Source organism: Bradyrhizobium sp., assembly GCF_049581145.1.
Lineage (GTDB): Bacteria > Pseudomonadota > Alphaproteobacteria > Rhizobiales > Xanthobacteraceae > Bradyrhizobium.
This window is the reverse complement of record NZ_JBAURI010001162.1, coordinates 1-6,720: the sequence shown is the minus strand read 5'-3', so window position 1 is coordinate 6,720 and position 6,720 is coordinate 1. Positions and strand designations below refer to the sequence as shown.

Sequence of the window (6,720 nt, the reverse complement as noted above, 5' to 3'; positions counted from 1 at the left end):
TCCGAAGCCCACGCAGAAGCCGACACCGCAGAAGCAGCGCGGGCGCCTGACGCTGGTCACCGCGCTCAATGCCGACGACGTGCGCGAGCGCTCGATCGCCTCGTTCCGCCGCCGCACCCAGCGCCTGAAGGGACACGCCTCGCACGAGCCGAAGGAAAAGCTGGTTCGCGAAGTGGTCATCCCGGAAATGATTACGATTCAGGAACTCGCCAACCGCATGACCGAGCGCGCGGTCGACGTCATCCGGCTCTTGATGAAGCAGGGCGCGATCCACAAGATCACCGACGTGATCGATGCGGATACCGCGCAGCTGGTCGCCGAGGAAATGGGTCACTCGGTGAAGCGCGTCGCCGCCTCCGACGTCGAGGAAGGTCTGTTTGACGTCGTCGACAATTCCGCCGACACCGAACCGCGCTCGCCGGTGGTGACCGTGATGGGCCATGTCGACCACGGCAAGACCTCGCTGCTCGACGCGCTGCGTCATGCCAATGTGGTCTCGGGCGAAGCCGGCGGCATCACCCAGCATATCGGCGCCTACCAGGTGACCTCGCCGGAGAGCGGCAAGAAGATCACCTTCATCGATACGCCAGGCCATGCCGCCTTCACCGCGATGCGCGCGCGCGGCGCCAAGGTCACCGATATCGTGGTCCTGGTGGTCGCCGCCGACGACGGCGTCATGCCGCAGACGGTCGAAGCGATCAACCACGCCAAGGCCGCGAAGGTGCCGATGATCGTCGCGATCAACAAGATCGACAAACCCGACGCAAGGCCGGAGCGCGTCCGCACCGAGCTGCTGCAGCACGAGGTCCAGGTCGAATCGCTGGGCGGCGACGTCGTCGACGTCGAAGTCTCGGCCAAAAACAAGACCAATCTCGATCGGCTCCTGGAGATGATCGCGCTGCAGGCCGACATCCTCGACCTGAAAACCAACTCGGACCGTCCCGCCGAGGGCACCGTGATCGAGGCCAAGCTCGACCGCGGCCGCGGGCCGGTGGCGACCGTGCTGGTTCAGCGCGGCACCCTGCGCATCGGTGACATCGTCGTCGCCGGTGCCGAGATGGGCCGCGTCCGCGCGCTGATTTCCGATCAGGGCGAGACCGTCGAGGAAGCAGGTCCGTCGGTGCCGGTCGAAGTGCTCGGCTTCAACGGGCCGCCGGAGGCCGGCGACCGCCTCGCCGTGGTCGAGAACGAAGCCCGCGCCCGCCAGATCACGAGCTATCGCGCCCACCAGAAGCGCGAGAACGCCGCGGCATCGATCTCCGGCATGCGCGGCTCGCTCGAGCAGATGATGTCGCAATTGAAGACCTCGGGCCGCAAGGACTTCCCGCTGGTCATCAAGGCCGACGTGCAGGGCTCGCTCGAAGCGATCCTCGGTTCTCTGGAGAAACTCGGCACCGACGAAGTGGCGGCACGCATTCTGCACGCGGGCGTCGGCGGCATTTCGGAATCCGACGTGACGCTGGCCGAAGGCTTCAACGCCGCCATCATTGGCTTCTCGGTCCGCGCCAACAAGGAAGCGGCGGCGGCCGCCAAGCGCAACGGCATCGAAATCCGCTATTACAACATCATCTACGACCTCGTGGATGACGTGAAGAAGGCCATGAGCGGCCTGCTTGCGCCGACTTTGCGCGAAACCATGCTCGGCAATGCGCAGATACTGGAAGTGTTCAACATTTCCAAGGTCGGCAAGGTCGCGGGCTGTCGGGTCACCGACGGCACCGTGGAACGCGGCGCCAATGTCCGGCTGATCCGCGACAACGTCGTGGTGCACGAAGGCAAGCTGTCGACCTTGAAGCGGTTCAAGGACGAAGTGAAGGAAGTGCAGTCCGGCCAGGAATGCGGCATGGCGTTCGAGAATTACGGCGACATGCGGGTCGGCGACGTGATCGAATGTTACCGCGTGGAGACGATCCAGCGCTCGCTGTAAGTCCAAATCTTACCGAGCAGTGTTACGAGCGCAAGGATCTTTCGCCGCAGGAATTGCTGCGGCGCGGCCGGATTTTTTCTTCCGGTCCTCCACGACTTATCTGAACCAGCGACGTGACGGTCCGCAAACGCGCGCGGACGCTACGGTTTTTGAGGAATGAAATGCCGCGCCATCATCAGAAGAGAGGTCCGGCACCGGCCGGCGGTTCGCAGCGCCAGCTGCGCGTCGGGGAAGCGGTACGCCACGCTGTCGCCGATATTCTTGTGCATGGTAACGTGCACGACGCCGACCTCGAGGGCCATGTCATCACGGTGCCCGAGGTGAGGATGTCGCCTGACCTGAAGCTTGCCACAGTTTATGTGATGCCGCTCGGCGGTCGCGACAGCGACATCGTCATCGCAGCGCTCGAGCGCAACAAGAAGTTCCTGCGCGGCGAAGTCGCGCGGCGCGTTAACTTGAAATTTGCTCCTGACCTTCGCTTCCGGGCCGACGACCGATTCGACGAAGCGGAACGGATCGAGAAATTACTGAGAACGCCTGGGGTGCAAAGAGACCTCACACCAAATTCGGACGAAGACAAATGATTGCGATTCCCTCAAACAGCGCGATCGACCCGCAAGATCCCGACCCGCGCGACGTCAAACCAAATAATTTTTCGGAAACCCATCGCGACGCCACGCCCGCCCCTCATCCGAGCTCAAACGTCGCCACGCTCGCGGCGGACGCCACTCACCCTCCGCAGCAAAACGGAAACGAGGAGCGCAGCGGACCACGCAATGCCCCGCGCGCCAACAACGATCCGCGCAACGACAAAAGGCAGCGTCAGAACAATCAGCCGCGGCGCGACAGGCGCGACATCCACGGCTGGATCGTGCTCGACAAGCCGATCGGCATGACATCGACGCAGTCCGTCGCCATCGTGAAGCGGCTGTTCCAGGCCAAACGCGCCGGCCACGCCGGCACGCTCGATCCGCTCGCCTCCGGCGGCCTGCCGATTGCGCTCGGCGAAGCCACCAAGACGGTTCCCTTCGTGATGGACGGCCGCAAGCGCTACGGCTTCATGGTACGCTGGGGCGAGGAGCGCGACACCGATGACAGCGAGGGGCAGGTGGTGCGCACCAGCGACGTCAGACCGACGCCAAAGTCGATTTGCGACCTGTTGCCGCAATTCACCGGCCGGATCGACCAGACCCCGCCACGCTACTCGGCCATCAAGGTCCAGGGCGAGCGCGCCTATGACCTCGCGCGCGATGGGGAGACCGTCGAACTGGCCTCCAGGCAGGTCGAGATCCATCAATTAACCCTTAAGGAACAGCTGGATCGAGACCATTCGGTGTTCGAGGCGGAATGCGGCAAGGGGACCTATGTGCGGGCGCTGGCCCGCGATATGGGCCGGATTCTGGGCTGTTATGGCCATATCTGCGCGCTGCGGCGGACCCTGGTCGGGCCATTTGGCGAAAATGTCATGATTTCGCTGGAACGGCTGGAAGCTTTATGCAATAGAGCCGCGTCTGGCGAGGGCAGCCTCGCCGACGCGCTTTTGCCCGTTGAGACCGCGCTGGACGACATCCCGGCACTGGCCGTCACACGGGCTGATGCGGCAAGGCTCCATCGGGGCCAAGCCGTCTTGTTGCGCGGACGGGATGCGCCCAATGGTAGCGGCACAGTCTATGTCACGGTGGCAGGCCGTCTTTTGGCGCTTGCCGAAATTGGCAACGGCGAACTCATCCCCAAGCGTGTGTTCAACCTGACCGGGCTGACCGCCAGTTCCGGTCGCAACGAAAGAGTTTGACGATGTCGATTACCGCCGAACGCAAAGCGGAAGTCATCAAGACCAGTGCCATCAAGGCCGGTGACACCGGCTCGCCCGAAGTCCAGGTCGCGATCCTGTCGGAACGCATCAACAACCTGACCGGGCACTTCAAGACCCACGTCAAGGATAACCACTCCCGCCGTGGCCTCCTGAAGCTGGTATCGACCCGCCGTTCGCTGCTCGATTACCTGAAGAAGAACGATGAGGCGCGTTACAAGGCGCTGCTCGAAAAGCACAACATTCGTCGTTGAGCTTGTTTTTTTGGTGCGCGCGCCAGTCAGCGCGCGGTTTGCATGATCGTTCGAAGGCTCGTGCAGCTGTTTTTCGAACACGATGATGCGCAAGCGAGCATGGCCCGGAGGTTTTTCCGAAAATGGCCCATGCTCAATCTAGGTCCAGCAGCAATCCGGCCGCTGGACATGACGGGCAAGGTGCCCGTGACTACGCCAAAGGATGGACATCATCCAAATCACAAAAACCATGGCAGGATCGCAGGACGCTGATCGCATGACCAGCGTCCTGCCGTCTTGCTCATGGTTTTTGTGCTTTGGACGTTCGTTCTTTCGTGAACTCATGAAAGAAGACCACTATGTTCAATATTCATTCAGTCGAGATCGACTGGGGTGGACGCCCCTTAAGGCTTGAAACCGGAAAGATCGCCCGCCAAGCCGACGGGGCTGTACTGGCAACCTATGGCGAGACCGTGGTGCTCGCCACCGTCGTCGCCGCGAAAACCCCGCGCGAGGGCGTCGACTTCCTCCCCTTGACCGTCGACTATCAGGAAAAGGCCTACGCCGCGGGCCGCATCCCCGGCGGCTATTTCAAGCGCGAAGGCAGGCCCACCGAAAAGGAAACGTTGGTTTCCCGCCTGATCGACCGCCCGATCCGTCCGCTGTTCGTCGATGGCTGGCGCAATGAGACCCAGGTGATCGTGACGACGCTGTCGCACGACATGGAGAACGACCCGGACATCCTGGCGCTGGTGGCCTCGTCCGCCGCGCTGACGCTGTCCGGCGTGCCGTTCAAGGGACCGATAGGCGCAGCCCGCGTCGGCTTCGTCAACGACGAGTATGTGCTCAATCCGACGCTCGACGAAATGACCGACACCAAGCTCGACCTCGTGGTCGCCGGCACCGCCGACGCGGTGCTGATGGTGGAATCGGAAGCCAAGGAGCTCAACGAAGACATCATGCTGGGCGCGGTGATGTTCGGCCATCGGCACTTCCAGCCGGTCATCAACGCGATCATCGACCTCGCGGAGAAGGCCGCCAAGGAGCCGCGCGACGTCCAGATCGTCGATCAGAGCGCGCTGGAAAAGGAAATCCTCGGAATCATCGAGCAGGATCTGCGCAAGGCCTACGCAATCGCCGTGAAGCAGGATCGCTACGCCGCCGTCGGCGCCGCCAAGGAAAAGGTGATGGCGCATTTCTTCCCCGAGGGGCAGGAGCCGAAATACGACAAGCTGCGTATAGCCGACGTGTTCAAGGAGGTGGAAGCCAAGATCGTCCGCTGGAACATTCTCGACACCGGCAAGCGCATCGACGGCCGCGACGTCAAGACCGTCCGCAACATCATCTGCGAAGTCGGCGTGCTGCCGCGCGCCCATGGTTCGGCACTGTTCACCCGCGGCGAAACCCAGGCCGTGGTGGTGACCACGCTCGGTACCGGCGAGGACGAACAATATATCGACGCGCTGTCGGGAACGTATAAGGAGACGTTCCTGCTGCACTACAATTTCCCTCCCTACTCGGTCGGCGAAACCGGACGCCTCGGCGGCACCAAGCGGCGCGAGATCGGCCACGGCAAGCTCGCCTGGCGCGCGATCCATCCGGTGCTGCCGCCGCACCACGAGTTCCCCTACACCGTGCGCGTCGTCTCCGAGATCACGGAGTCGAACGGCTCCTCGTCGATGGCCTCGGTCTGCGGCGCCTCGCTGGCGCTGATGGATGCCGGCGTGCCGCTGAAGCGGCCGACCGCCGGCATCGCCATGGGCCTGATCCTGGAAGGCACCCGCTTCGCGGTGCTGTCAGACATTCTGGGCGATGAAGACCATCTCGGCGACATGGACTTCAAGGTCGCCGGCACCGAAGCCGGCATCACCTCGCTGCAGATGGACATCAAGATCGAGGGCATCACCGAGGAGATCATGAAGGTCGCCCTGGGGCAGGCCAGGGACGGACGCATCCACATCCTCGGCGAGATGTCGAAGGCCTTGACGGCGGCCCGCGCCGAGCTCGGCGAATACGCGCCGCGCATCGAGACCTTCAAGATCCCGACCGACAAGATCCGCGAAGTGATCGGCACCGGCGGCAAGGTGATCCGCGAGATCGTCGAGAAGACCGGCGCCAAGATCAACATCGAGGACGACGGCACCGTGAAGGTCGCCTCCAGCGACGGCGCCAAGATCAAGGCGGCGCTCAACTGGATCAAGTCCATCGCCTCCGAGCCCGAGGTTGGCGCAATCTATGACGGCACGGTCGTCAAGACCGTGGAGTTCGGCGCCTTCGTCAATTTCTTCGGCTCCAAGGACGGCCTCGTGCACATCTCCCAGCTCGCCAAGGGCCGGGTCGCCAAGACGACGGACGTCGTCAAGGAAGGCGACAAGGTGAAGGTCAAGGTGCTCGGCCACGACGACCGCGGCAAGGTGAAACTGTCGATGCGCGTCGTCGACCAGCAGACCGGCGCCGATCTCGAGAAGGCCCAGGCCGCGGAGACGGCGAGCGTCGCCGCCGACTGAAGCAGCAGCATGGATTATTGGAGCGGCGCCCGCTTGAGGCGCCGCTTTTCTTTCAGTACCCGGCGGAGCGGTCGAGGAAGTCTTCGCTTAACCTGCTGGTAAGGATGTGGCGTTATGGAAATCGCTGCGGGGGCGAAGACGTGGGGATGACATGAAAGTCAGTTTTTCCGCCGGCCTGGACGACGGCCGCGACTTGACTCCGATTGGCCGCGTCACCGCGACCACGCGCTGGCGGGCGGCCGC

Annotated in this window: 5 protein-coding genes; all 5 read left to right on the top strand. The window is 63.2% G+C overall.

Annotated elements, in window-relative coordinates; translation table 11 throughout:
* Positions 1 to 1,927: translation initiation factor IF-2 (gene infB / locus WCB02_RS37080; protein ID WP_423966786.1), on the top strand; the 1,927-nt coding region annotated here is incomplete at its 5' end.
* 161 nt (positions 1,928 to 2,088) lie between these two features.
* Positions 2,089 to 2,511, top strand: a complete 423-nt coding sequence (gene rbfA / locus WCB02_RS37075) for a 30S ribosome-binding factor RbfA (protein WP_423966783.1) — start codon at positions 2,089 to 2,091, stop codon at positions 2,509 to 2,511.
* A complete protein-coding gene (gene truB, locus WCB02_RS37070; RefSeq protein ID WP_423966781.1) occupies positions 2,508 to 3,719 on the top strand; it encodes a tRNA pseudouridine(55) synthase TruB in 1,212 nt (403 codons plus the stop codon). The genes rbfA and truB overlap by 4 nt, the downstream gene beginning before the upstream one ends.
* A gap of 2 nt (positions 3,720 to 3,721) precedes the next feature.
* A complete protein-coding gene (rpsO, locus tag WCB02_RS37065; RefSeq protein WP_423966779.1) occupies positions 3,722 to 3,991 on the top strand; it encodes a 30S ribosomal protein S15 in 270 nt (89 codons plus the stop codon).
* A 338-nt stretch (positions 3,992 to 4,329) separates the two neighbouring features.
* Positions 4,330 to 6,477: a polyribonucleotide nucleotidyltransferase gene (gene pnp, locus WCB02_RS37060; protein WP_423966777.1), complete on the top strand. Its 2,148-nt coding sequence runs from the start codon at positions 4,330 to 4,332 to the stop codon at positions 6,475 to 6,477.
* The last annotated feature ends 243 nt before the right edge of the window (positions 6,478 to 6,720 follow it).

Coding starts and splice junctions, on each gene's coding strand:
- rbfA (WP_423966783.1), top strand. CDS start 2,089: ATGCCGCGCCATCATCAGAAGAGAGGTCCGGCACCGGCCGGCGGTTCG.
- truB (WP_423966781.1), top strand. CDS start 2,508: ATGATTGCGATTCCCTCAAACAGCGCGATCGACCCGCAAGATCCCGAC.
- rpsO (WP_423966779.1), top strand. CDS start 3,722: ATGTCGATTACCGCCGAACGCAAAGCGGAAGTCATCAAGACCAGTGCC.
- pnp (WP_423966777.1), top strand. CDS start 4,330: ATGTTCAATATTCATTCAGTCGAGATCGACTGGGGTGGACGCCCCTTA.